General features: G+C 65.3%; 22 protein-coding genes and 1 pseudogene. 15 read left to right on the top strand and 8 right to left on the bottom strand.

Going from position 1 to position 21,682, the window contains the following annotated elements; genetic code table 11:
* The first annotated feature begins 60 nt into the window (after positions 1-60).
* Genes mdcA through madM form a run of 9 tightly spaced genes read left to right on the top strand, consistent with a single transcriptional unit; the run spans position 61 to position 7,279 of the window.
* Positions 61-1,722 (top strand): malonate decarboxylase subunit alpha, encoded by a 1,662-nt coding sequence (gene mdcA / locus ACK3BK_RS12995; RefSeq protein WP_411382554.1) that lies wholly within the window; start codon positions 61-63, stop codon positions 1,720-1,722.
* Entirely contained in the window at positions 1,722-2,567 is an 846-nt protein-coding gene (locus ACK3BK_RS12990; protein ID WP_186710518.1) for a triphosphoribosyl-dephospho-CoA synthase, read from the top strand. Before mdcA ends, ACK3BK_RS12990 begins: the two co-directional genes overlap by 1 nt.
* A gap of 1 nt (position 2,568) precedes the next feature.
* Entirely contained in the window at positions 2,569-2,868 is a 300-nt protein-coding gene (locus ACK3BK_RS12985; protein WP_186664499.1) for a malonate decarboxylase subunit delta, read from the top strand.
* The gene (locus tag ACK3BK_RS12980) at positions 2,861-3,706 is read left to right on the top strand and encodes a biotin-independent malonate decarboxylase subunit beta (protein WP_411382553.1); all 846 of its coding nucleotides are present in this window, start codon (positions 2,861-2,863) and stop codon (positions 3,704-3,706) included. Before ACK3BK_RS12985 ends, ACK3BK_RS12980 begins: the two co-directional genes overlap by 8 nt.
* Entirely contained in the window at positions 3,706-4,497 is a 792-nt protein-coding gene (gene mdcE / locus ACK3BK_RS12975; RefSeq protein WP_411382552.1) for a biotin-independent malonate decarboxylase subunit gamma, read from the top strand. The genes ACK3BK_RS12980 and mdcE overlap by 1 nt, the downstream gene beginning before the upstream one ends.
* 1 nt (position 4,498) lies before the next feature.
* Entirely contained in the window at positions 4,499-5,113 is a 615-nt protein-coding gene (locus ACK3BK_RS12970) for a malonate decarboxylase holo-ACP synthase (RefSeq protein ID WP_411382551.1), read from the top strand.
* A complete protein-coding gene (gene mdcH, locus ACK3BK_RS12965; protein WP_411382550.1) occupies positions 5,110-6,030 on the top strand; it encodes a malonate decarboxylase subunit epsilon in 921 nt (306 codons plus the stop codon). The genes ACK3BK_RS12970 and mdcH overlap by 4 nt, the downstream gene beginning before the upstream one ends.
* Before the next feature lie 60 nt (positions 6,031-6,090).
* Positions 6,091-6,513 (top strand): malonate transporter subunit MadL, encoded by a 423-nt coding sequence (gene madL, locus ACK3BK_RS12960; RefSeq protein ID WP_411382549.1) that lies wholly within the window; start codon positions 6,091-6,093, stop codon positions 6,511-6,513.
* Position 6,514: 1 nt separating this feature from the next.
* On the top strand, positions 6,515-7,279 hold the full coding sequence (madM, locus tag ACK3BK_RS12955) for a malonate transporter subunit MadM (RefSeq protein ID WP_411382548.1): 765 nt from the start codon (positions 6,515-6,517) through the stop codon (positions 7,277-7,279).
* A 16-nt stretch (positions 7,280-7,295) separates the two neighbouring features.
* Here madM and ACK3BK_RS12950 read toward each other — a convergent pair whose 3' ends face one another.
* Positions 7,296-8,207 carry a LysR substrate-binding domain-containing protein gene (locus ACK3BK_RS12950; protein WP_054891430.1) on the bottom strand — a complete coding sequence of 304 codons (912 nt, stop codon included), beginning with the start codon at positions 8,205-8,207 and terminating at the stop codon, positions 7,296-7,298.
* A 214-nt stretch (positions 8,208-8,421) separates the two neighbouring features.
* Here ACK3BK_RS12950 and ACK3BK_RS12945 point away from each other — a divergent pair, with 214 nt between their 5' ends.
* The 3 genes and pseudogenes from ACK3BK_RS12945 (at position 8,422) to ACK3BK_RS12935 (ending at position 9,765) form a co-directional block, all read left to right on the top strand.
* A complete protein-coding gene (locus ACK3BK_RS12945) occupies positions 8,422-8,973 on the top strand; it encodes an ATP-dependent Clp protease proteolytic subunit (RefSeq protein ID WP_186664515.1) in 552 nt (183 codons plus the stop codon).
* 232 nt (positions 8,974-9,205) lie between these two features.
* A pseudogene (locus tag ACK3BK_RS12940) lies at positions 9,206-9,361 on the top strand (general stress protein); the annotation flags it as partial.
* 128 nt (positions 9,362-9,489) lie between these two features.
* On the top strand, positions 9,490-9,765 hold the full coding sequence (locus ACK3BK_RS12935) for a DUF6555 family protein (RefSeq protein ID WP_411382547.1): 276 nt from the start codon (positions 9,490-9,492) through the stop codon (positions 9,763-9,765).
* Between the two features lie 64 nt (positions 9,766-9,829).
* Here the strand turns inward: ACK3BK_RS12935 and ACK3BK_RS12930 are convergent, their stop codons facing one another.
* Positions 9,830-10,936 (bottom strand): alkene reductase, encoded by a 1,107-nt coding sequence (locus tag ACK3BK_RS12930; RefSeq protein ID WP_186719460.1) that lies wholly within the window; start codon positions 10,934-10,936, stop codon positions 9,830-9,832.
* 260 nt (positions 10,937-11,196) lie between these two features.
* On the opposite strand from ACK3BK_RS12930, the gene ACK3BK_RS12925 reads away from it, so the two are divergent.
* Positions 11,197-12,354: a hypothetical protein gene (locus ACK3BK_RS12925; RefSeq protein ID WP_411382546.1), complete on the top strand. Its 1,158-nt coding sequence runs from the start codon at positions 11,197-11,199 to the stop codon at positions 12,352-12,354.
* A 58-nt stretch (positions 12,355-12,412) separates the two neighbouring features.
* Here ACK3BK_RS12925 and ACK3BK_RS12920 read toward each other — a convergent pair whose 3' ends face one another.
* Positions 12,413-13,420, bottom strand: a complete 1,008-nt coding sequence (locus ACK3BK_RS12920) for an aldo/keto reductase (protein ID WP_186664524.1) — start codon at positions 13,418-13,420, stop codon at positions 12,413-12,415.
* A 294-nt stretch (positions 13,421-13,714) separates the two neighbouring features.
* Between ACK3BK_RS12920 and ACK3BK_RS12915 the strand changes: the two genes are divergently transcribed.
* The gene (locus ACK3BK_RS12915; RefSeq protein ID WP_186664528.1) at positions 13,715-14,185 is read left to right on the top strand and encodes a YbjN domain-containing protein; all 471 of its coding nucleotides are present in this window, start codon (positions 13,715-13,717) and stop codon (positions 14,183-14,185) included.
* Entirely contained in the window at positions 14,182-15,117 is a 936-nt protein-coding gene (locus ACK3BK_RS12910) for a peptidylprolyl isomerase (protein WP_186664530.1), read from the top strand. Before ACK3BK_RS12915 ends, ACK3BK_RS12910 begins: the two co-directional genes overlap by 4 nt.
* Positions 15,118-15,161: 44 nt before the next feature.
* On the opposite strand, the gene alkB is transcribed toward ACK3BK_RS12910, so the two are convergent.
* The 5 genes from alkB to ACK3BK_RS12885 form a co-directional block, all read right to left on the bottom strand.
* Entirely contained in the window at positions 15,162-15,806 is a 645-nt protein-coding gene (gene alkB / locus ACK3BK_RS12905) for a DNA oxidative demethylase AlkB (protein WP_186664532.1), read from the bottom strand.
* Positions 15,807-15,953: 147 nt separating this feature from the next.
* Positions 15,954-17,399: a curlin gene (locus ACK3BK_RS12900; protein ID WP_411382545.1), complete on the bottom strand. Its 1,446-nt coding sequence runs from the start codon at positions 17,397-17,399 to the stop codon at positions 15,954-15,956.
* A gap of 16 nt (positions 17,400-17,415) precedes the next feature.
* Positions 17,416-17,886 carry a curlin gene (locus ACK3BK_RS12895; RefSeq protein ID WP_411382544.1) on the bottom strand — a complete coding sequence of 157 codons (471 nt, stop codon included), beginning with the start codon at positions 17,884-17,886 and terminating at the stop codon, positions 17,416-17,418.
* Positions 17,887-17,902: 16 nt separating this feature from the next.
* Positions 17,903-20,137, bottom strand: a complete 2,235-nt coding sequence (locus tag ACK3BK_RS12890) for an Ig-like domain-containing protein (RefSeq protein ID WP_411382543.1) — start codon at positions 20,135-20,137, stop codon at positions 17,903-17,905.
* Positions 20,138-20,169: 32 nt separating this feature from the next.
* A complete protein-coding gene (locus ACK3BK_RS12885) occupies positions 20,170-21,516 on the bottom strand; it encodes a hypothetical protein (protein WP_411382542.1) in 1,347 nt (448 codons plus the stop codon).
* Positions 21,517-21,682 lie beyond the last annotated feature (166 nt).

Below are 21,682 nucleotides of genomic sequence, written 5' to 3'. Positions count from 1 at the left end.
GATGCCCCCCACCCCGCAGGCCTAAGGTCACCCCACGACAGCGAACCCGTGGAGTCACCAATGACCACAACGAAGAATCCACCGCCGCAATGGTCGAGAAGGCGCGCCGAAAAGCAGCGCCGTCTCGAGCGGGTGCGTCACCTCGCCGATGGCGTGGTGCTGCCCACCGAGCGGATCGTCGAGGCCCTCGAACTGCTGATCGCCCCGGGTGATCGAGTGGTGCTCGAAGGCAACAACCAGAAGCAGGCGGACTTTCTTTCGCGCTCGCTGGCCAAGGCCGACCCTGGCCGCCTCCACGACCTGCACCTGATCATGCCCAGCGTCAGCCGCGCCGAGCACTTGGACCTGTTCGAACGCGGCATCGCCCGCAAGCTCGATTTCTCCTTCGCCGGCCCCCAGAGCCAGCGCATCGGCCAGTTGCTCGAAGACGGTCTGCTCGAAGTCGGTGCCATCCACACCTACATCGAACTCTATTCGCGCCTGCTGGTGGACCTGATCCCCAATGTCACGCTGGTCGCAGGCTTCACTGCCGACCGCGATGGCAACCTCTACACCGGCCCCAGCACCGAGGACACCCCGGCGCTGGTCGAGCCCACGGCGTTCAGCGACGGCATCGTCATCGCCCAGGTCAACCAGTTGGTGGAGCATGTCGACGACCTGCCCAGGGTGGACATCCCAGCCTCTTGGATCGACTTCGTGGTGGTCGCCGACCAGCCGTTCTACATCGAGCCGCTGTTCACCCGCGACCCGCGTCATATCAAGCCGGTGCATGTGCTCATGGCGATGATGGCGATCCGCGGCATCTATGAAAAACACCAGGTGCAGTCGCTCAACCACGGCATCGGCTTCAATACCGCCGCCATCGAGCTGATCCTGCCGACCTACGGCGAGTCGCTGGGGCTGAAGGGCAAGATCTGCCGCAACTGGACCCTCAACCCTCATCCAACGCTGATCCCGGCCATCGAGACCGGCTGGGTCCAGAGCGTGCACTGCTTCGGCACTGAGCTGGGCATGGAAGACTACATCGCCCAGCGTCCGGATGTGTTCTTCACCGGGCGCGACGGTTCGATGCGCTCCAACCGGCTGATGTGCCAGCTGGCGGGGCAGTACGCGGTGGACCTGTTCATCGGCGCCACCTTGCAGGTCGATGGCGACGGCCATTCCTCGACGGTCACCCGTGGCCGCCTGGCTGGCTTTGGCGGCGCACCCAACATGGGCCACGACCCACGCGGGCGGCGCCACGCGACTCCGGCCTGGCTGGACATGACCGTGCCCGAAACCCTGCTCGAGCGCGGGCGCAAGCTGGTGGTGCAGATGGTCGAGACCTACCAGGAGGGCGGCAAACCCACCTTCGTCGAAACCCTGGATGCGGTCGAGGTGGCGAAGAAGGCCGGCATGCCGTTGGCGCCGGTGATGATCTACGGCGATGACGTGACCCACCTGCTCACCGAAGAGGGCATCGCCTACCTGTACAAGGCGCGCACCCTGCAGGAGCGCCAGCAGATGATCGCGGCGGTGGCCGGGGTTACCGCCATTGGCCTGCGCCATGACCCCAAGGATACCGAGCGCCTGCGCCGCGAAGGTTTGGTGGCCTTGCCCGAAGACCTGGGCATCCGCCGCACCGACGCCAGCCGTGAGTTGCTCGCCGCACGCAGCATCGCCGACCTCGTGGAATGGTCCGGTGGCCTGTACAACCCGCCCGCACGCTTCAGGAGCTGGTGATGAAAGCACTTTGCATACAGCCCCTGGCCTTGCCGGATCAGTTGGCCGACCTGGCCGTCGAAGCCTTGATCGACGAGGCCGACCTCTCGCCCAAGCCTGGGCTGGTGGACCGCCGTGGCAGTGGCGCCCATGGCGACATGAACCTGGCCTTGATGCACGCCTCGGCGCTGTCGCTGTGGCCGTGCTTGCGACAGATGGCCGAGGCCGCGCAACGCCATGGCGAGATCGCGGCGCCGCTGCGCGCAGAGCTTGGACGCCTTGGGCGTGAAGGTGAGGCAGCGATGCTTGCCACCACGGCCGGGGTCAATACCCACCGGGGTGCGATCTGGGCGCTGGGGCTGCTGGTTGCGGCGCGGGCGCTGAGCCCGGTGAGCAGCGATCCACATACCCTTGCCGCACGTGCCGGGCGCCTTGCGCTGATCGCCGATCCGGCCGCTCCTGTACAGGACAGCCACGGCATTCAGGTGCGCCGCCGCTATGGTGCGGGTGGCGCCCGCGAGCAGGCCCAGCAAGGCTTTCCGGCGATCACCGGTCACGGCCTGCCGCAACTTCGGCGTAGCCGCGCCGCGGGCGCCAGCGAGACCCATGCGCGCCTGGATGCACTGCTGGCGATCATGGCTTCGCTGAGCGACACCTGCGTGCTCTGGCGCGCCGGCGAGCAAGGTCTGGATGCCCTGCAGCAAGGAGCCCGCGCGGTGCTCGACGCAGGCGGCAGCGCCAGCTTGGCGGGTCGCCGTCAACTGCGCGCCCTGGAGGCTCGCCTGCTGCAACTCAATGCCTCTCCAGGCGGTGCCGCTGATCTGCTGGCCGCCTGCCTGTTCCTCGACAAAGCCGGGAGCCTGTGACATGGAAACCCTGAACTTTCAATTCCCCGCCGCGCAACCGGGCCGTGGCCGCGCCCTGGTCGGCTGCGTCAGCTCCGGCGACCTGGAGGTGCTGATCGAGCCTGGCCAGGCCGGCAGCCTCGATATCCAGGTGGTGACCTCGGTCAACGGCAGCCAGGCCCGCTGGAGCCAGCTGTTCCAGCGCCTGTTCGACGGCCGCGACTTGCCCGCGCTGAAGATCGACATCCATGATTTCGGCGCCACCCCCGGCGTGGTGCGCCTGCGCCTGGAACAAGGCTTCGAGGAGATCGGCCATGACTGATAGCGAACGCCTGCTGCACAGCCGCAGTTTCGTCGAGCTGGGCGCTCGACAGCGTGCCCGGGCCCTGCTCGACACGGGCAGTTTCCGCGAGCTGCTCGGCCCCTTCGATCGCCTGATGTCGCCCTGGCTGCCACGCCAGGGCATCGTGCCGCAGGCCGATGACGGCGTGGTCATCGCCAAGGGCAAGCTCGCCGGGCGTCCCGCCGTGGTCGCGGCCATCGAAGGCGGGTTCCAGGGCGGCAGCATGGGCGAGGTGGGAGGCGCCAAGATCGCCGGCGCCTTGGAGCTGGCCGTCGAAGACAACCGTAACGGCATCCCCACCTGCGCCGTGCTGCTGCTGGAGACCGGTGGCGTGCGTCTGCAGGAGGCCAACCTGGGCCTGGCGGCGATTGCCGAGATCCAGGCCGCGATCGTCGAACTGCGCGCCCACCAACCGGTCGTTGGCGTGATCGCGGGTTCAGTCGGCTGCTTCGGCGGCATGTCCATTGCTGCCGGGCTGTGCAGTCACCTGCTGGTGACCCGCGAAGCACGCCTGGGCCTCAATGGCCCACAGGTGATCGAGCAGGAAGCGGGGATTGGTGAATACGATTCGCGTGACCGGCCTTTCATCTGGAGCCTCACCGGTGGCGAGCAGCGTCACGCCAGCGGCTTGGTGGACGCCTACGTCGCCGATGACGTCGAGGCGATCCGCAGCCAGTTGCTGGCGTTGCTGGCCGCACCCTCTGCGCAGCGTGCCAGCCGCCATCAATGGTTTCTCGAGCGCCTGGCGCAACTGGGCGACGACTGCCCGCAACTCGATGCCGCCGCCGTGCGTGCCCTGTATCAAGGAGATGCCTGATGAACCGTGCCCAGAACTGGTTGCAGGGCCTTGCCAGCGGCGAGCCGCTGCCAGGTTTTCCCGCCTCGGTGCAGGTGGTCGATGGCGAACTGGACAATCGCCTGGCGCGCTTTATCGCCGTGGTGCCCGATGTGCACAATCCCTTTGCCCGGGCCCGGGCCGGCGAAGTCGGCCTGCTGGAAGGCTGGGGCGTTGCCAAGGCGGTCGCCGAGGCGGTGGACGCCGGCCGCGACGGTGAGAAACGCGTGCTGGTTGCGCTGATCGATGTGCCTAGCCAGGCCTACGGGCGGCGTGAGGAAGCGCTGGGCATTCACCAGGCCCTGGCCGGTGCGGTGGAGGCCTACGCCCAGGCGCGTCTGGCCGGGCATCCGGTGATCGGGCTGCTGGTGGGCAAGGCGATGTCCGGGGCGTTTCTTGCCCACGGCTACCAGGCGCAACGCCTGATCGCGCTGGATGACAGTGGCGTCATGGTGCATGCCATGGGCAAGGCGGCGGCGGCGCGCATCACCCTGCGCAGCGTCGAGGACCTGGAAGCCTTGGCCGCCGAAGTGCCGCCGATGGCCTACGACCTGGGTAGCTACGCCTCATTGGGGTTGCTGCACACGCGTCTTGCCGTAGATAACGCGCAGGCGCCGACCGCCCAGGACCTGGCACAGGTGCGCGCCAGCCTGATCGATGCCGTGCGCGACATTGGCGACACCACTGACCTGCGTAGCCGCCTGGACGGCGAGCATCGCAGCGCCTCGCGCGAGGTGCGTCAGCGCCTGCGCAGCCAATGGCAGGAGGCCTGAGATGTACGCCCCGCGCCCACACGACCTGCTCTGGGGCATGACCCCGGCCATGCTGCCTGCCGATGCGCCTGCCTGGGCGCGTTCGGTATTGGCGGCCGGCGAGCCGGTGGTTGTGCGCCGGGCCCTCTTGGCGCCGGGCGGGGTGGCGGTCGGGCTGCGCGGGCGAGGGCGCGAGCAGCGTTTTGCCTGGCAGATGCGCGTGGCGGACATCGAGCACCGGGTCAGCCCCGAAGCACTGCGCGGGGAGGGCGAGTTGTCGTCGCCAGCCTTGCGTGCGCTATCGCAGGTCAGCGCTTGGTTGAACGATCGCGAGTGGCTGTGGGGACCTACCGGCAGCACGGGTTTCCAGCTCGCGACGGGGATCGAGGTGCTGCACGCTGGCAGTGACCTTGATCTGCTGTTGCGTGCCCCTGTATCGATACCCCGTAATCAGGCCGCTCGACTGCTGGAACAGATGGATGGCGCGGCCTGTCGCGTCGATGCGCAACTGGAAACGCCTCTGGGGGCGGTTGCCTTGCGTGAATGGGCCAGCGGGGCGCGTCGGGTGCTGCTCAAGTCGGCGGCTGGCGTGCGTCTGGTGAGTGATCCGTGGCAGCTGCAGGAGGATGCGGCATGAGCAGCCTGTTCGCGTTCCCGGGGCAGGGCGCCCAGCAGGTGGGGATGCTTCATCGCCTGCCAGAGGGTAGTTCGGGCCTGCTCGAAACGGCCAGCGAGGCACTGGGCGAGCAGGTGCTGATGCTCGACAGCGCCGAGGCCTTGCGCCATACCCGTGCCGTGCAGTTGTGCCTGCTGTTGACCGGCGTGGCCTGGGCGCGCTGGCTGATGCAACGCAGTCCGGCGCCGGGGTATGTGGCCGGGCTGTCGATCGGTGCCTACGCCGCGGCAGTCAGCGCCGAGGCGTTGGCGTTGGAGGACGCCGTGCGCCTGGTATCGCTGCGTGGCGAGCTGATGCAGGAGGCTTATCCGACAGGCTATGGCATGACCGCATTGAGCGGCCTCGACCTGCCCAGTGTCGAGGGTTTGCTGGAAGCGGTTGGAGGTGAGGTCTACCTCGCCAACCTCAACAGCGACAACCAGATCGTCATCGCCGGCAGCGACGCCGCGATGGCGGCAGTCGCCACGCGTGCGCGCAGCCTGGGGCAGGGCGTGGCTCGGCGCCTGGCCGTCAGCGTGCCGTCCCATTGCCCTTTGCTGGCGGCCCCGGCGGCCACCCTGGCCGCAGCGTTCGCCGAGGTCGAGTTGCGCCGCCCACGCATCGCCTACCTCAGCGCCAGCACGGCACGACCTATTTTCGATCCGGCACGCCTGCGCGAGGACCTTGCCGGCAACATGGCCCGGATCGTCGACTGGCGCGCGACCCTGCGCAGCGCCTGGGAGCGCGGTGTGCGCCTGCACCTTGAGCTGCCGCCGGGCAGTGTACTCACTGGCCTGGCGAGGCGAGTCTTTGAACCTGGAAAAGTGCTGAGCGTGGAATCCACGCGTGCGGACAGCATCGATGCACTGTTGCGTCAGGAGGTGGCCGACAACCGATGACCGCGCTGTAGCTCGAAGGACAACAACAAACAACTTCGATACAACCTGAGGAAAACAACAATGATCATCTATGGTGTAGCTCTGCTGGCGGTGTGCACGCTGGCCGGCGTCATCGTCGGCGACTTCCTGGGCGTGCTGTTGGGCGTCAAATCCAATGTGGGCGGGGTCGGCATCGCCATGATCCTGCTGATCTGTGCGCGGCTGTACATGCAACGCAAGGGTGGCATGAGCAAGGAATGCGAATTCGGGGTCGGTTTCTGGGGCGCGATGTACATCCCGGTGGTGGTGGCCATGGCGGCCCAGCAGAATGTGGTCACTGCCCTGCATGGCGGGCCCGTGGCCGTGGTGGCCGCTGTCGGCGCGGTGCTGGTGTGCGGCGCGACCATTGCGCTGATCAGTCGCAGCCATCGCGGCGAGCCGCTGCCGGCGCTCGACGCGGCGCCGCCAGCCTCGGCGCAGCCTGCACCTGCGGGAGGTCGCTGATATGTGGCCGCTCATTGAGAAAGCCCTGGAACACAACGACCTGATCACCGCGTTCGCCGTCGTCGGCGCGGTGATGTGGGTATCGGTGATGCTCTCCAAATACCTGACCTTCGGCCGCGTGCACGGCTCTGCCATCGCCATCGTCATCGGCCTGGTGCTGGCCTGGATCGGCGGCAACCTGACCGGCGGCCAGAAAGGCCTGGCGGACGTCACGCTGTTTTCCGGGATCGGGTTGATGGGCGGGGCGATGCTGCGCGATTTCGCCATTGTCGCCACCGCCTTCGAAGTGCAGGCCACCGAAGCGCGCAAGGCCGGGGTGATTGGTGCGGTGGCACTGTTGCTGGGCACTGTGCTGCCCTTCATCGTCGGTGCCGCGGTGGCCTGGGCGTTTGGGTATCGCGATGCGGTCAGCATCACCACCATTGGCGCGGGCGCGGTGACCTACATCGTCGGGCCGGTGACCGGGGCGGCGCTGGGGGCAAGCTCCGACGTGATGGCCTTGTCGATTGCGACCGGCCTGATCAAGGCGATCCTGGTGATGGTGTTCACGCCGGTGTCGGCACGCCTGCTGGCCTTGGACAACCCGCGCTCGGCGATGGTGTTCGGCGGCCTGGCCGGGACCGTTTCCGGGGTGACGGCCGGATTGGCGGCAACGGACCGGCGATTGGTGCCCTACGGTGCGCTGACCGCCACTTTCCATACCGGGCTGGGGTGCCTGATGGGGCCGTCGATCCTGTACTTCTGTGTACGCGGCCTGGTGGGATAAGGGTCGGCCTGGGCTCTCAACCTTCGCGACTGTACATCCGGCACTCGGCCAATAGCGCCAGCAGGTTCGGCTCGCGCTCGCGCGCCTTGAGAAACACTGCACCGATATGCTGCTGCAACCGGTAGCGCGGTTGCAGCGCGATCAAGCGCACACGGTTCTCGTACACCGCGGCGATACGGCCCGGCAGCAGGGCATAACCGACCCCTGAGCTGACCATGCTCAGCAGGGTGAAGATATCGTTCACCTGCATCGCCACCTTCGGTTCGAAGCCGGCCTGCTCGAAGACTCGTGCGCCATCGCGGTGGGTGGCGAAACCCTGTGTGAGGGTGATGAAGGTGGAGTCGGCCAGGTCCGCCAGGTCGACTTCGGCCTGCTCGGCGAACGGCGAGTCGGTCGGCACGGCCAGGAAGATATCGTCGGAAAACAGCGCCAGGTGTTCACAGGCCGGATCGTTGATGCTGTCGTCGAGCGAGACCAGGATGGCGTCCAGTTCATGGTTCTTGAGACGGTGCAGCAAGTCGACGTTCGAGCCAAGGGTGAGGTCGATGTTCAGCTCGCTGCGGCGCAGCTTCAGGCCCATGACCAGCTTGGGCACGGTCTTGACCGTGAGCGAATACAGCGCCCCCAGGCGAAAGCGTTCGGCATAGAAACCTGCGGCCTCGCGGGTCTGGCGCACCATCTGCTCGGCGTCCTGCAGCAGTTGCCGGGCCTTTTTCTCCAGCACATAGGCGCTTTCCAGCGGGATCAGCTGGCGGCCTTCGTGCTTGAACAGCGGGCAGCGCAGGGCGTTTTCCAGCGAGTGGATCGCCCGGTGCACGCTGACCGCGCTGGTCGACAGCTCGCTGGCGGCGCGGCCCAGGTTGCCACTGCGCATGAAGGCGAGAAAGGTCTCGAGCTTCTTCAAGGTCAGTTCTTCGTCGATCAGCATGCACAGGCGCTCGCGGGCGGTCGGAGTGTCGATAATGCCACAGCACGGCGCGACCCCGTCAGCCCTGCGCAGGGGCGCAACGCTGACGGTTTCTGCCGGCCGGGGTGTTTCAGGGGAACTTTGCCTGGCCGGACGATTCCACCGAATGCCGGGCCCAATGCAGCGGCAGCCCGACTGAACCATCGTCCTGGATGGACGACCCCTGGAGGTACGCATGGCCCGACACATCATTCATTTCACTGGCCCGATCAATTCCTCGACCTGTGGCAACCTGATCAACACCTGCTCACGTGCCGTGCAGCAGGGCGCCGAGGTGTTGCAGATCAACATCGCCACCATGGGCGGCGAATGCAGCTATGGCTTCACGCTGTACAACTTCCTGCTTGGCCAGCCGGTGCCCGTGCATACCCATAACCTCGGCACGGTCGAGTCGATGGGCAATATCCTGTTTCTTGCAGGCAGCCATCGTACGGCCTGCCAGTACAGCAAGTTCCTCTTCCACCCGTTCCATTGGACCTTGCACGGCTCGGTGGACCACGCGCGCATGGCCGAGTACGCCATGAGCCTGGACTACGACTTGCGTCTGTATGCCGAGATCGTCGCCGAACGTACGCAAGGCTCGGCCGAGGACCTGGATGTGATGCGTTACCTGATGGCTTATCCACGCATCCTAGGGCCACGGGAGGCCCTGGCCAGCGGAATGATCCATGCCATCGATGACCTGCCGCTCGCTGCGGATATGGTGCAGTGGAGTGTGCACGCCTGAAGCCCCGTGTTGTACGGCGGCCCACAGGTTCGCGCACAAGCGTTCGATGGCCCTGCCTTTTAGCGCCGCCGGTCAGTTCCCCTGCAACGCGATGGAGCAGATCGTCACACGCCCGTTCGGAACTCTTGTAAGGCGCGCATTCGCGCCTTGCGCCACAGATCGCCAAAGGAGAAACGACATGGCACACGATCAGGACCGCCCAAGCCAGCGCGGTGGCACCAAGGAAACCAATCCTGGCAATTTCGCCAACGACCGCGAGCGGGCCTCCCGCGCTGGCCAGAAGGGTGGCCAGAATTCCGGGGGCAACTTCGCCAATGATCGAGCACGCGCTTCCGAAGCCGGGCGCCGGGGTGGCCAGAACAGCCACGGCAGTGGCCGCAACCCATGATTGCGCTGCTACTCAGCCGCTGACGAAGCAGCCTTGGCGCTGTTTTCGAGTGAGCTCGACAATCTTTTGAATCTTCACGGAAAACTCTGATCAATCAAAAGTCATCCATGGAGAAGAGGAGGCCCGTGATGCCAGCTCCACAGTTGTACATCATCGAATACACGCTGCACGCCGAGGCGCGCAGTTTCATCATTCGATCGGAGCGAATGGACAATGCCGAGGCATGGCATTGGGCCAGTTGTGATGCAGGGGTCGGGATCATTCCGAAGTTCGGACGGGAGAAGATCAGAAAGGTAAGCCGCCCGATGGCCGAGCGTTATGGCGTTACCGGGGTGAGCTGGCGCTTGTCGGGTGGCAAGGCCCCACGTCCTCAAGGCGCGCCAGGCACCGTGGTGACTGGTTGAACCCGCTGCGAAAAAGCCCCCACCTGCAGACGCGGGCATGCCCGCGCCTGCAGAGGCTCTGATGTTACGCCCGGCGTAGCGCAGGGTAGTCCGTATAGCCTTCGGCACCGTTGGCGTAATCGAACTGCGCGCGGTGCTCGTTCAAAGGCGCTTGTTGCTGAAGGCGCTCCACAAGGTCCGGGTTGGCGATATAGCTACGCCCGAACGCGACGGCATCGATCAGCCCCCGTGCAATCAGCGCCTCGGCTTTTTCCGGGGTGTAGCCGCCAGCCGCGACGATCACCCCTGGATACACCGCACGGATGGCTTCGCGGAATTCGTCACGCAGCGGTTTGCCGCCTGCCCAATCCGGCTCTGACAGGTGCAGATAAGCCAGGTTGCGCTTGGCCAGTTCGCCGATCAGGTACAACGCCGCGGCTTCCTGGTCTTCACCGTTGTCGACCCCATTGAACGGCCCCAGCGGGAAGATGCGGATCGCCACGCGATCGGCGCTCCAGGCGGCGATGGCGGCGTCTACCGCTTCCAGCACGATCCGCGCGCGATTCTCGACGCTGCCGCCATAGCGGTCCTCACGTACGTTAGCGCTGGGCGAGAGGAACTGGTGCAGCAGGTAACCGTGGGCGGCGTGCAGTTCGATCAGGTCGAAGCCTGCGCGCTGCGCATTGCGCGCGGCCTGGCCGAAGTCAGCGACGATGTCGGCGATTTCGGCTTCGCTCAAGGCCCGTGGTGCAGAGGTCTCGACGCGAATCACATTGCCCTGTGCGTCGCGCAGCGAGGTGCGAGCATCGGCAGGCAATGCCGAGGGCGCGACTGGCGCGGCCTGGCCGGGCTGTAGCGAGGTGTGGGAAATGCGTCCGGTGTGCCAGACCTGCACCGCGCTGTGGCCACCTGCTGCGTGGATGCCTTCGTTGACCAGGCGCCATCCGGCGATCTGCGCGTCGGTGTGGATACCTGGCGATCCCGAATAGCCTTTGGCCTGGAAGGAAATCTGCGTCGCTTCGCTGATGATCAGCCCGGCACTGGCACGCTGGCTGTAATACTCGGCCATCAGCGGCGTGGGCACATCGCCCGGCTCCAGGCTGCGCAGGCGTGTCAGGGGCGCCATGAAGACGCGGTTTGGCAGGGTAAGGGCGCCGACATGAACGGGGCGGAACAGGTGCTCGAGTGTCATTGAAGCCTCTGGGTGCGGTAAAGACGATGAGCAGCACCATACCGATCCCATTGGGGAAAGGGGGGACCGGTATCCCCGCTTGTCGCTCCCCAATGTCGCGTGGCAGAGCGTAAACATTGGCGCCCACCAGAGCGGCTCTCTGCCCCTTCTCGATGCCTTTGAGCTAGCAGAATTGCCAGTTTCGCACCCGTTGTGAGGTCCCTAGAATGTTCTCCAGTCAGCGAAATGACACCCAGTGGGAAACTCAGAGGCTCACCAAGATGACATCTGATCAAGCAGCGCGTCGATCCGCCGCACTCAAGTTTACGGTTACGGTAAGTGATGATCTTGAGTTAAATGCCGTGAAAATTCCCGCGGCCCCCAACAATGTGCTTGACCCTTTGAATGCGGCGAATGGTGCCGACGCTTTGGTCGAGTACGACATGCAACCCGAGGACAGCATTGTGCTGTTGTACAACGGCAGGTCATATCCGGCGCAAAACGGCAATACCTCGAACAGAGTCGTTTTCCGCATTCTCAGTGACCACATCATATCCAGTATCAACAGTACCGTTAGCGTCAGTTACCAAGTGACGCGGCGGGGCAAGACCCTAGGGTCTGCCGAGCTGCAGTTGCAGGTGCTGAATCCGACTGCTGACAGGCTCCCTGTTCCGGCTATCGCAGAAGCCGTTGGCGGGAGGTTGGATGTTATCAATCTCAGAGCCGATGCAAACGTGTCTGTCGCCGCTTGGCCGCTGCAGACGCTGGGGCAATTGATCTATCTCAGGTACAGCGGAACCTACGCAAATGGCAGCCAATGGACTCAGCAAGTGTGGAACGGCAAACCACTTGACCAGCTGGGAGCTGTCAGAAGCACGATCGCCTTATCGACGCTTGGGGAATTGCTTGGCGGCAGCCGCATTACGCTGCGATTCGAAGTCTCCTTCGACCAGGGGCGCAGTCGCGTAGTGTTTCGTGAAAACGCTTATGAAATCATTCAGGGCCCCAGTGTGATCCGGGACGACTTCAGTAGTTACGCCTATAACCATGAAGTTCGGCCGGGTGGGGTACTACCCATGTTGGGAGGGAACATGTGCCGAGTGATCAGTGGCCAAAATATTATAATTCTGACAGCTCAGTCAGACTGGCCGCTTCTCAAAGGGAACTATCTGCGTATGAACCTGGCGACGGTCCGGTTCGAACTTAATGGCACTTTCAGGACTTTCCGCTGTAATTTTACGCTCGGTGTCCAGAACAGCACCACTGCGTACATCACCTACCTGAACGCGCAGGGGGCGACGATCGATACCCGGACGGTGACCCTGGGTGCAAACGGAAAGGATGAATACAGCTTCACTTCCTCGGCTCGAGATATCAAAGTGATCCAGATCCAAGATACCGCCGGATTGAACTTGGATGACTTTGAAGTCAGCGCATAAAGGGCACCCCAACGGCAGCCGCCTGCCACATTCTTCACGGAGTGCCATTGCCTGACGTTCAGCGCGCCAAGCGCCCCGGGACGAAATGCGCCACGTCGTTGAACCCCGGTGTCGAGGCATGCCCCGGTGTTACCAGCGAGTCGATGAAGGCTTCGTCCTCGGCGGTGATGTTCACCTCCAGCGCTCCGGCGTAGGTTTCCCACTGCGCCTCGGTGCGCGGGCCGACGATGGCCGAACTGACCAGCTGGTTGTTGAGCACCCAGGCGATGGCGAACTCGACGATACCCACTCCCTTGGCGTCGGTGTAGGCGTGGATCTTCTGGGCGATGGCCAGCGACTCCTGACGCCACTCCACTTCCATGATCCGCTTGTCCTGGCGCCCGGCGCGGCTGCCGGCGTCAGGGGTCGAGCCTGGCGCGTACTTGCCGCTGAGCACGCCACGGGCCAGAGGGCTGAACGGCACCACGCCCAGCCCGTGGTAGGCCGCGGCGGTCAGTTGCTCGGGCTCGGCCTGGCGGTTGACGATGTTGTACAGCGGCTGGCTCACCACAGGCTTGGGCACCCCGAGGCGCTCGGCCAGGTTGCAGATCTCGGCGATGCGCCAGCCGCGGAAGTTGGACACGCCCCAATAGCGGATCTTGCCTTGCTGCAGCAGATCACCGATGGCACGCACGGTCTCCTCCAGCGGCACCTTGTGGTCTTCGCGGTGCAGGTAGTAGATGTCCAGGTAGTCGGTGTCCATGCGCGTCAGTGTTGCCTCCAGCGCATTGAACAGGTGCTTGCGTGACAGCCCGCTGCGGTTGGGCAGGCCGTCTGCCGGACCGTAGCCGGCCTTGGAGGCGACGATCCAGTCCTGGCGATGGCGTGCCACCGCTTCGCCGACGATCTCTTCGGAGCGCCCGGCGTTGTAGACATCGGCGGTATCGATGAAGTTGATGCCCTGGTCCCAGGCGCGGTCGATGATGCGCAGCGAAGCCTCGGTATCGGTCTGCTCGCCGAACATCATGCTGCCCAGGGTCAGGGCTGAGACTTGCAGGCCGGAGCGGCCGAGAGGGCGGTAGCGCATGCTGGAGGTCCTTGCGTCGAAGAAGATGGTTGGACCGTTTTACACACAAGCACCGGGCTTTGAAAGGGCGTAGGGTGGCGTTCGCCGCTATTTACCGTTGTCAGGCGAAGGGAATTTCTGGCCGAGCGCAATCCTTGTGCTACTACTTGATATCGACACGCGCGATTGCAGATGGACGGTCGCAGAGGCAGGGAGTTTCGCCAGCGCTGATGTCTTGCCAGCCCCCGCTACAGCCGTCTTCCTGCTGCACGTGAATGAATCCGAGCTGTTTCATCACCACAAGGAAGGCTACACATGACCGAAGTCACCCTGATCGAAACCGTGAGCGCCGATTCCCTGACCAAGCTGCTGCAGGACGCCGGCTGCCGGGTCAATCGTAGCGAGCAGAATGCCGTTGTGCAGCTGCTCAGCGCCAGCCAGGGCGTGGGTTACGCAGTACGGTTCGGTAATCGAGCCAATGGCCAGGAGGGCGAGTTCCTCGACTTTACCTTCAGTTGCGCGCTGCGCATCCAGGGCGAGCTGCCGGCCGGGCTGGCCGAGCGCTGGAACGCCAGCCGTCGTTTCGCCCGGCTGTCGGTGCAGGGCGAGTTCCTGGTGATGGAAAAAGACGTGGTGGTTGCCGATGGCGTCAGCGAGAAGCATCTGCTGGGCAGCCTGGTGCTGTGGGATCGCCTGCTGCAGGAGTTCATCGTCTACCTGCGCGACTATAGCCGCAATGTCGCCGACCAGACCGAACAGGCGACCAGCGCGGCGACTGCTTCGTGACCTCCCGCACCTTCTGGGCCGGCGCGGGTGCGCTGGCCGTCATTGCGGTGGCTGTCGCCCTGGTACTGCGTCCGGGGGAGGAGCCGGTGGCCGCAGCGCACCCGGCTGCGACCCAGGTCAAAGGGCCTGTGTTGGCCAGCCTGGGCGAGCAGAAGGTCGGCAGCGACGAACTGAAGACCTTGCTTGCGCAGTTGCCGGAGCCGACTCGCGAGCACCTGCGTGGCGATAGACCGGCACTGGAGGCGTGGATCCGCGCACGTCTGGCAGAAAAGGCGTTGTATCGCCAAGCCGAAGCCAAGGGCTGGCCACAGCGTCCGGACGTCGAGGCGCAGACTCGCGCCCTGAGCGAGCAGATCGTCTTGCGCGACTACCTCGCGTCGGTCACGCGAGTGCCTGACGACTACCCGAGCCAGGCCGAGCTCGAGCAGGCTTACCAAGCCAACAAGGACGAACTGCGCCTGCCGGTACGCTATCGCTTGAGCCAGATCTTCCTGCGGGTCGAAAAGCCCAAGGACGATGAGGCAGTGGTCAAGCAGGCCCAGGCCCTGGCCAAGCAGGCACGCGATGGCGATTTCGCCACGCTCGCCCGCGAGCACTCCCAGGACACCGGCACTGCTGCCCAGGGCGGCGACACCGGGCTGCAGGCGCTCGACCAGTTGCTACCTGAAGTGCGCGAGGTGGTGACTCGGCTCAAGGTCGATGGTGTAAGTGAACCGGTGCGCAGTGCCGCAGGCCTGCACATCATCAAGTTGGTCGAACAGCAACCGGCGCGGGCGGCAACCCTGGAGGAGGTGACACCGCAACTGACCCAACTGCTCAGGGCACAACGTCAGGAGCAACTGGTGCGCAATTACGTCAACGGCATGTTCGATTCGGCGACCTTGAGTATCGACGGGGCGGCATTGAATCAGGTGCTGGAGGCCAGTCGCTGATGCTGCTGGAGTGAGTGTGCCGAACCTGCATTCGGTACGCTCGCTCAACCCGCCTTGCGCAGGGTCAGGTTGATCCGCCGTTCCCCCATTCGCTCATGCTTGCCCGGTTTGATCGGCAGCACGCCATGAAAGCGCAAGCGATCCTCGCCACCCCATACCATGACATCGCCATGACTGAGCGGCACATGCCGCGGTCGGTCGCTGCGCTGCATGCCGCCGAGCAGAAAGACCGCGGGCAGCCCCAGCGAAATCGACACGATCGGCTGGCTGAAATCCTGCTCGTTGCGATCCTGGTGCAAGCTCAGGCGTGTACCGGGCAGGTAGTGGTTGACCAGGCAGGCATCCGGCACGAACCCTTCGAAGCCAGCTTGGGAAGCGGCTCGCGCAGCCAGCGTCAACAGCACCTCGGGCAGCGCCGGCCAGGGCTTGCCGCTCAGCGGATCCAGCGGGCTGTAGCGGTAGCCACGCGCGTCGCTGACCCAGCCCAGGCTGCCGCAATTGCTCAGCGCGACGGCCATGTGCAGCCCTCCGGGGGTTTGCATGTGTCGGAACGGCGCCGCGCGCAACACCGGGCGCAGGGCATCGAGCAGGGCTTCGACCTCGGGCAGGGCAAAGCCTGGCAACAGCATGACCTGGCTGGCCAGAGATTGCGGTTGAGAACCGAAAAGGTCGAGGTCGGACTGGATCATGGGGAGCACTGGCGTGGGTAAGCCTGGATTGTATCGCTGTTGGCTCGGCCAGCCCATGCCGAATGATCGGTGGGCTACGACATCCCGGGATCGAAAAAGGAACCGCGGCGCCCGGGAGCGGGGCGCCACGGTCCAAGGGGGGAGCGGTTATTGCTGAGTCACGGTCGCACTGTTGGCGTTGCCGATCTGGTTGATGGTGGCGTTCATGTTGGCCCCGCTCTGGTCGACGAACGCCTGGTTGCCGTTGCCACCCTGGGTCACATACGCGACGTTGACGCCGTCGGTCTGCTTGATGCTCGCCTGGTTGCCGCTGCCATACAGCTGGTAGGTGTAGCTCTGGTTGCCGCCGCCCGATTGCTCGAGGGTGATGCTGCCGCCATTGCCCGCGGCCAGGCCCTCGGCATAGTTGGCGGTGCCGCGTTGGTCGGCGATCAGCAGGTTGTCGCTGCCGTTCTGTTCGAAATACAGCTCGTTGTTGCTGTCGGCCTGGTGGGTCTGCATCTGGTTGCGGTTGCCGTTCTGGTTCAGGCGCGCCAGCTGGTTGGCACCTTCCTGCGTGAAGTTGACGGTGTTCATCACCCCTTGCTGGTTGATCTCGGCGCGCTGGCTGCTACCGAACTGCCCGCCGGACTTCTCGCCCTTCCAGTTGCTGGCCATGATCTTGTTGCCGACGCCATTGGTCTGGATGCTCAGGTTGTGGTTGTCGCCGGTCTGGTAGGTGAAGTGCAGGTTGGCATTGCCGGTCTGGCTGATACTGGTCACCGACTGGGTGGTTTCGAACTGATCGGACCAACTGGCGTTGCCCCGACCGCTCTGGCTCAACATGGCGAGGTTATCCTGGCCGAAGCTCTGGTCGATGTAGCCTTCGTTGAGCTGGCCGTTCTGCAGCACGCTGGCCTGGCTGTGGGCCTGGTTGTCTTGCCAGACTTCCACCGAGTGGCCGGTGCCGGTCTGGCTGATGCCGATGGTGCCGCCCTGGCCGTCGCGTTGGTCGCCGTACGCCCAGTTCTGCTTGCCCTCCTGGTAGATGGCAATGTTGCCGTTCTCATGGGTCATGTGTTCGGCGGCGGCCTGGTTGTCGCTGCCGCCCTGCATGATCAGGCTCTGGTTGTTGGTGCCGCCGAACAGTTGCTCGACGGTGGCTTCGTTGCGTTCGCCCCACTGCATCGTGGTGGCCTGACTGCCGAGCTGGGTGTCCTGCCAGATGATCGAGCGGTTGCCCGTCCCCTGTTGGGTCTGTAGCGCCTGGTTGTTCTCGCCGACCGACTGGCTGGCGAAACTGTCGTTGAGGCTGCCGCCGGACTGCTGGGTGATCTGGCTGCCGTTCTCGAACAACTGCTCGGCGTAGCCTGCGTTGAACGAGCCGGTGGCGCTTTGCTGGACATGGCTGGTGCTGGTGTCCTGGATCGCCAGGTGGTTGTGGTCGTGCCCGGCCTGGTTCTGCGTCACCGAGGCGAGGGGCGCGAAGGTCTGCAGGACTTCGGCGATGTTCTGCGCGCCTTGCTGGGTCTGGGTCGAGGTGCTGTCGTCGGCCATGACCTGGCCGACCAGGGCCAGGGTAATGGCAGCGCTCAAGGGTGCGAGCTTGTACATGGTGGTGCCTCCAGGTCTATCGGTATTGGGTGATCTGTACGTGCTGGCCGTTGCCGGCCTGGGTCACGGCACTGTTGAGCCCCGAGCCGTTCTGCTGGATCAGGGCACTGTTGTCGTTGCCGATCTGCTCGACCTGCGCACTGTTGTGGCTACCGCTCTGGCGGATCGAGGCGCTGTTGCCTTGGCCCTGCTGGCTGATCGTGGCCATCAGGTCACTGCCTTCCTGCAGGATGAACGCCTCCTGTGCGCCGCCGGCCTGGACGATACGACCCAGCAGGGCCTGGCCGTCCTGGCCGAGCAGGGCGCGGTTGCCCGTACCCTGCTGCTCGATCGAGGCCACCTGGCCGGCGCCTGCCGGCAGTACGCGAACGATCACGGGCTCGCCGAGGTCGTTGCCAGCGACCAGGTCGGCGTTGTCCATCAGGTCGTCGGCCCAGGTGAGCGGGGTGACCAGGGTCAGGCCGAGCAGCAGGGGGAGCAGGTGCATGGCGTTCTCTTTCGCGCTACTGCACGGTGACTGGCACGGTGCGCACGGTGCCTTGGCTACTGCGGATGGTCGCCGTCGGGTTGGCCGTCGGGATCACCGTGGTGCTGTTGCTCACGGCCAGGCGCCAGCGTCCGGTGACCGGCACCGTGGTGCTGCCCAGTGTCACCAGGCCGTCCGGGGTGGTCACCTGTACCGTGATGGTGTTGCCGGTGGTCACCGAAGAGGTGCCGCTGATGTCCCAGTTGAAGCGGTTGTTGGAACGCGCCGTGACGGTCGCTGCGGTGACGGCGAAGGTCTCCTGCGCGGGGCGCGGCGAAACCTGCAGCGTGACCGTGGCAGGGCTCGACAGTGCGCCGATGGCGTCACGCGCGACGTAGGTGAAGGTCGTGGTGAACGGTGCGCTGACGGTGGTTGGCGGCGTGTAGGTGATGACGCTGCCGTTGCTGCTGACCGTGCCGCGTCCGGCCGGAATGGGCTGGGTGACACTGGCGATGGCCAGCGGCAGGTTGCCTTCCGGATCGGTGTCGTTGGCCAGCACGTCGAGGGTCAGCGGTACACCCAAGGTGGCGGCGCTGTCGGCGACGGCGGTCGGTGGCTGGTTCGGGGCGACATTGACCGTGACCGTGGCTGCTGTCGATTTCAGCCCCTTGGCGTCCTGGGCGCGGTAGCTGAAGGTAGCGACGAAGGCGTTGCTGGCGCCAGGTGGTGGGGTGTAGGTCACGGCGGTGGTGCCGTTTAGCACCACCGAGCCAAGGCCGGTGCCTGGCTGGCTCAGGTCGGTGATGGTCAGTGGCAGGTTGCCGTCCGGGTCGCTGTCGTTGGCCAGCAGGTTCAGGCTCAGCGGTACGCCGACGCTGGTGCTGCCGTTGTCGGCCTGGGCCACGGGAGGCTGGTTCTCGGCGGCGACCGGCGCTGCCCCGACCACGGTCACCGGCTCGACGTCACTGCCGCCATGGGCGGACTTGACGGTGATGCTGGCAGGGGGCTGGGTCAGGTCGCTGACCGTAAGGCTCTGCAAGGTGCCGCTCTTGGACAGGCGGCCGAAGCCTTGGGCGACCAGGTCGGGGACCTGCACCTCGTCACTGGAGCTGGCTTCGATCAGCAGGCGCTTGTTGGCCCAGTCGTAGCGTGCCGTGCGCACCTTGACCACATCGGTGAACTTGCTCGACAGCGCGGTCGGCCGGGTGGTGCCAGCGGTGCTGCTGGCGGTGACCACCACCACAGGCGGTGGTGCGGCCTGGCTCAGTTGCTGGCTGAAGAACAACCCGTTGTTGTCCGGCGTCAGGCTGAACTGGCAGGGCGAGGGCGGCGTGCCGACCAGTGCCAGGCCATTGCGCAGGCAAAGGCTGGCGCTGTTTGGCGCCTTGGCGAACACTTCGACGCGGGTGCCGGCGCCATTGCGCTGGTAGGTGGCGCGTTGCAGTTCCACGGGGGTCTGCTGGCGTTGATCGAGCACCTTGCCGGAGACGGTGAAGGTGTTGGTCTGGATCGTGCCGGCCGGGCCCTGGATACGCACGAAGTTGGTGTTGAACGGGCTGCCGGTCACCGCTTCGACGCGATTGGGGTCGCCGATGAAGGTCTCGGTGGCACCGGTGTCCGGATTGACCTCGCTGTAGGGGCCACCGACGCCACGCAGGAATGGCCCGAGGTTGCCAGTGAGTGCGCCGCTGAAGTTGCCCGGTGCGCCGATGCCGATGTCGCGGGTGATGTTGATCGCGCGCCGGCCCGCGGTGGTCACGTTGACCGTCTCGACCCCATAGGGGTGGGTGATGGTGTAGGTGCCGGTGCGCGGCACCGAGGCGCGGATGCGGATGCGGGCGAAGCTCTGCTGGTCGCCGTTCACCGGGTTCTCGGCCGCGAAGGCGGCTTCAAGGCCGGCGACATAGACTTCCAGCTCGTAGCCGCTGTTGCCCACCTGCGGAATGTCGGTTTCGGCGAGGAACCAGAACATCTCCGGTGGCCAGTTGTCCGGGAACACCAGGGGCAGGGCGTCGTCGTAGACGCCGGGTTCGGGCAGCAGGGTGCACATGTAGGCAGGTGCGCCCGGCGCGCCCGGTGCGCGGCTGCTGGTGGCGCGCGACTGGCACAGTTCCAGCGAGAGGTTGTCCGAGTCCTTGTACCACATGGGGTAACCCCCGGTGGCAAAGGTGTAGGGCCCGGGGTCGACCTCGGAGAGCGCGGCCCAGGCCGCACTGCTGAGCGTGAGGGTGAACCCGGCGGCGCATAGCGCCCGGCGTGGCCAAGTGTTCATGCTGCCTCCTTGAAGGCGGGGCTTCTGTCTGTTCATGGCACCAGCTCCACGTCTTCGCTGTCGCTGCCGCCCTGGGCACTGGTGACTTGCACCTTGGCCGGCGGGATTGGCGAGAGCCCGGTGGTCAGCGTCTTCACCGCACCGTTGCCCGACAGGCTACCGATCAGCGCGCCGTTGCCGGTGTGCGCGGTAAGGGCCGGGGGGGTGGTTTCGTCGCTGCTGCTGGCGACCAGCGTCAGTTGACCGGTGGCGAGGCTGTACTCGGCGCGGGTGATGGTGACCAGGTCGGTCAGGCTCATGGGCGCCGTGGTCGGTGTGCTGGTGGCGATTGCCAGGCTGTTGTCGGCGGTCACCTGCAGGGTCAGCGGCAGGCTCGGGTTGAGCGCCGACTGGGCGTACCAGGCGCCGGTGCCGTTGGCTTCGCCCAGTGCCAGTGTGGGCGTCTGGCTGCTCAGGGTGACGGTGGCCGGTGCTGGCGGGGCCATGACGAAGACATCCTGCTGGGCGCGCAGGTCGCCGTTCTCGGTGTGCCGTGAATAGGTGCTGCGCAGCGGGATCAGTGGAGTCGGGCGGTTGATCGTCGACAGTTTGCCGGACACGGCGAACAACTCGGTGCGCAGGTCGATGCCGTTCGGGCCTTCGATACGCACGAAGTTGGTGTTGAACGGGCTGCCGGTGACCGGCTCTTCCAGGTTCGGGTCGCCGATGTAGCGTTCGCTCGCTCCGCTACCGGGATTGGTCTCGGTGTAGGGTCCGTTGACGCTGCGCAGGAACGGCCCGACATCGCCTTTGAGCGCGCCGCTGAAGTCGGCTGGAGAACCGATGCCGATGTCGCGGGTCATGTTGATCGCGCGGCGGCCAGCGGCCGGTACGTCGAAGACTTCGACGCCGTAGGGGTGGGTGACCACGTAAGTGCCCGCAACCGGCACATCGACGCGGATGCGTACCCGGGCGAAGCTGACCTGATCGCCTTCGATCGGCTCCTCGGCGCTGAAGGCTGCCTCGATGGCCGTGCCGTAGCTCAGGTCGATGCCGCGCGCAGCGTCGACGATGGCCGCATCGGCGGTGAACCAGAAGGCTTCGTCAGGGAAGTTGCTGGGGAACTGGATGGGCTGGGTGTCATCGAAGACGCCCGGAGTCGGCAGCAACGTGCACATGTACGAAGGCGCTCCCGGCGCGCCGGCAACCCGTGAGCTGACGGCTTTGGACAGGCACAGGTCGAGGACTCGACCATGGCTGTCCTGATACCAGGCGGCGAAGTTGCCGTTGGCGAGGTTGTAGGGGCCGGTATCGACCGCGTACAGCGCAGCCTGGGCCGGTAGCTGGATCAGGCCGGCGAAGATCGCCATGGCCAGTGGGTGGGGCGTCGGTCGGTGCATGAGCAGATCCTCCTGCAAACGGGCCCATGGTTTGGGGCGTCTGCACAGGGATCGGCAACAGTTGTGCCAGCTTGCTTGAAGTGGGCTGCAGGGCTTGTGGGGCGTGGCTTTGGCGGGTGAGCGAAAAAGTGAATGCCGGAGTATTCGATGGGCGGATAACCCCAGC

This window comes from Pseudomonas sp. L7 (assembly GCF_046605565.1).
Taxonomy (GTDB): domain Bacteria; phylum Pseudomonadota; class Gammaproteobacteria; order Pseudomonadales; family Pseudomonadaceae; genus Aquipseudomonas; species Aquipseudomonas wayambapalatensis.
This window is presented reverse-complemented; position numbering and strand designations above follow the sequence as displayed.

Coding starts and splice junctions, on each gene's coding strand:
- ACK3BK_RS12900 (WP_411382545.1), bottom strand. CDS start 17,399: ATGTACAAGCTCGCACCCTTGAGCGCTGCCATTACCCTGGCCCTGGTC.
- ACK3BK_RS12925 (WP_411382546.1), top strand. CDS start 11,197: ATGACATCTGATCAAGCAGCGCGTCGATCCGCCGCACTCAAGTTTACG.
- ACK3BK_RS12990 (WP_186710518.1), top strand. CDS start 1,722: ATGAAAGCACTTTGCATACAGCCCCTGGCCTTGCCGGATCAGTTGGCC.
- ACK3BK_RS12890 (WP_411382543.1), bottom strand. CDS start 20,137: ATGAACACTTGGCCACGCCGGGCGCTATGCGCCGCCGGGTTCACCCTC.
- ACK3BK_RS12980 (WP_411382553.1), top strand. CDS start 2,861: ATGACTGATAGCGAACGCCTGCTGCACAGCCGCAGTTTCGTCGAGCTG.
- ACK3BK_RS12935 (WP_411382547.1), top strand. CDS start 9,490: ATGCCAGCTCCACAGTTGTACATCATCGAATACACGCTGCACGCCGAG.
- ACK3BK_RS12985 (WP_186664499.1), top strand. CDS start 2,569: ATGGAAACCCTGAACTTTCAATTCCCCGCCGCGCAACCGGGCCGTGGC.
- madL (WP_411382549.1), top strand. CDS start 6,091: ATGATCATCTATGGTGTAGCTCTGCTGGCGGTGTGCACGCTGGCCGGC.
- mdcE (WP_411382552.1), top strand. CDS start 3,706: ATGAACCGTGCCCAGAACTGGTTGCAGGGCCTTGCCAGCGGCGAGCCG.
- alkB (WP_186664532.1), bottom strand. CDS start 15,806: ATGATCCAGTCCGACCTCGACCTTTTCGGTTCTCAACCGCAATCTCTG.
- ACK3BK_RS12970 (WP_411382551.1), top strand. CDS start 4,499: ATGTACGCCCCGCGCCCACACGACCTGCTCTGGGGCATGACCCCGGCC.
- ACK3BK_RS12885 (WP_411382542.1), bottom strand. CDS start 21,516: ATGCACCGACCGACGCCCCACCCACTGGCCATGGCGATCTTCGCCGGC.
- ACK3BK_RS12930 (WP_186719460.1), bottom strand. CDS start 10,936: ATGACACTCGAGCACCTGTTCCGCCCCGTTCATGTCGGCGCCCTTACC.
- madM (WP_411382548.1), top strand. CDS start 6,515: ATGTGGCCGCTCATTGAGAAAGCCCTGGAACACAACGACCTGATCACC.
- mdcA (WP_411382554.1), top strand. CDS start 61: ATGACCACAACGAAGAATCCACCGCCGCAATGGTCGAGAAGGCGCGCC.
- ACK3BK_RS12945 (WP_186664515.1), top strand. CDS start 8,422: ATGGCCCGACACATCATTCATTTCACTGGCCCGATCAATTCCTCGACC.
- ACK3BK_RS12950 (WP_054891430.1), bottom strand. CDS start 8,207: ATGCTGATCGACGAAGAACTGACCTTGAAGAAGCTCGAGACCTTTCTC.
- mdcH (WP_411382550.1), top strand. CDS start 5,110: ATGAGCAGCCTGTTCGCGTTCCCGGGGCAGGGCGCCCAGCAGGTGGGG.
- ACK3BK_RS12920 (WP_186664524.1), bottom strand. CDS start 13,420: ATGCGCTACCGCCCTCTCGGCCGCTCCGGCCTGCAAGTCTCAGCCCTG.
- ACK3BK_RS12915 (WP_186664528.1), top strand. CDS start 13,715: ATGACCGAAGTCACCCTGATCGAAACCGTGAGCGCCGATTCCCTGACC.
- ACK3BK_RS12895 (WP_411382544.1), bottom strand. CDS start 17,886: ATGCACCTGCTCCCCCTGCTGCTCGGCCTGACCCTGGTCACCCCGCTC.